Source organism: Kineococcus glutinatus (assembly GCF_039542765.1).
GTDB lineage: Bacteria > Actinomycetota > Actinomycetes > Actinomycetales > Kineococcaceae > Kineococcus_A > Kineococcus_A glutinatus.
On sequence record NZ_BAABIL010000757.1, the window covers coordinates 1 to 1,409 of the forward strand.

A 1,409-nucleotide genomic window follows, 5' to 3' on the forward strand; every position below is an offset into this window, starting at 1 on the left:
CGGGCGCGGGTTGCGCCGGAGTGCTTGGCGGTGTTCGTCAGGGCCTCGGAGACGCAGAAGTACGCGATGGCCTCCGCGGTGGGCGCCGGGCGCCCGGCCGGTCCCGGCTCCAGGGCGACCTCCACGGCCACCGGCACCGGGCAGCTCGCCGCCAGCGCCGACAGCGCCGCGTCCAGGCCGCGGTCGGTGAGCACCGGCGGGTGGATGCCGCGCGCCACCTGCCGCATGTCGGTGACGGCCTCCTTCGCGGAGGCGTGCGCCTTGTCCAGCAGCAGCCGGGCCCGCTCGGGGTCGCGCTCCAGCTCCCGCTGCGCCATGCCCAGCTGCATCGCCAGCGACACCAGCCGCTGCTGCGGGCCGTCGTGCAGGTCCCGCTCGATGCGGCGGCGCTCGGCCTCCACGGAGTCCACGGCCCGCTCCCGCGTCTGCGTCAGCGTCTCCACCCGGGCGGTGAGGAACGCCTCGCGGGTGCGGCGCATCGGGGCCAGCAGCACCCGGGCGCTGGCCGCCTCCGGCAGCGCGAGGGTGCGGGCCAGGAACGGCACGACGAGCAGCAGCGCCAGCCCGGTGACCGCGGCGGCGCCCTCCCCGACCGGCAGCGCCACCCCGGGGGAGACGTACGGCAGGGACAGCCCGCCCTCGTGCGGCACGAAGGGCAGCGCGACACCCGCCAGGGCGACGCCCAGCAGGGACGCCAGCAGCACCGAGGCGACCATCCCCCACGTGCTGACGAGCAGCAGGTGCACGGCGGTGCGCCACGGCTGCGCGTCGAGCAGCACCTGCCGCCACCACGGGCGCGGGTCGGGTGCGCTGCGCGGCAGCGCCGGCACCCACTCCCCGAGCAGGTGCCACAGCCGCCAGCGCTCCACCGCCGCCAGCCCGCGCGCCGCCCAGCGGCTCATCACGAGCAGCGGCAGGCCCGTGAGCAGCACCGGGGTCAGGGCCGCGCCGACGATCATGACGACGACGACGGCCAGGTGGAACCCCAGGAGGAACGGGGTGAGGAAGAGGTGGCAGACGGCCCACCAGCCGTCGCCCCAGGACCGCAGGAAGCGGCCGGCGGTGCCGGTCGCCGGGGGCCGCTCGACGGCCGGTGCGAGTGAGCTGGACACGTCCTCGACCCTAGGCGCGCGGTGGGCCGCTGGACAGGAGTGCGCTCCCCCGTCGAGGGGGTGGGGACAGCCCCACCGCGCTCCGGGGGAGCGCACCAGCGACCGCGGTGCGCCGCCACCGGGAGGCTCGGGAACCGCTCCGCCCCCCGCGCCGCTCGGTCCCGAGCGCTGCGCACCCGCGTTCCCGCCCGGAGGTCCCCGTGCCCGCACCGCTGCCCCCCGCCGCACCCGCCACCGCCGCCTCCGCCGCGGCCACCACCACCGGCGCCCGCCCGCCGCGGCCCCGGCACGGCGGGG

General features: G+C 78.6%; 1 protein-coding gene. It reads right to left on the reverse strand.

The annotated features are described in order from the left end of the window. The coding region (locus ABEB16_RS21040; protein WP_345714136.1) for a sensor histidine kinase at positions 1-1,112 on the reverse strand (1,112 nt) is incomplete at its 3' end. Between the last annotated feature and the right edge of the window lie 297 nt (positions 1,113-1,409).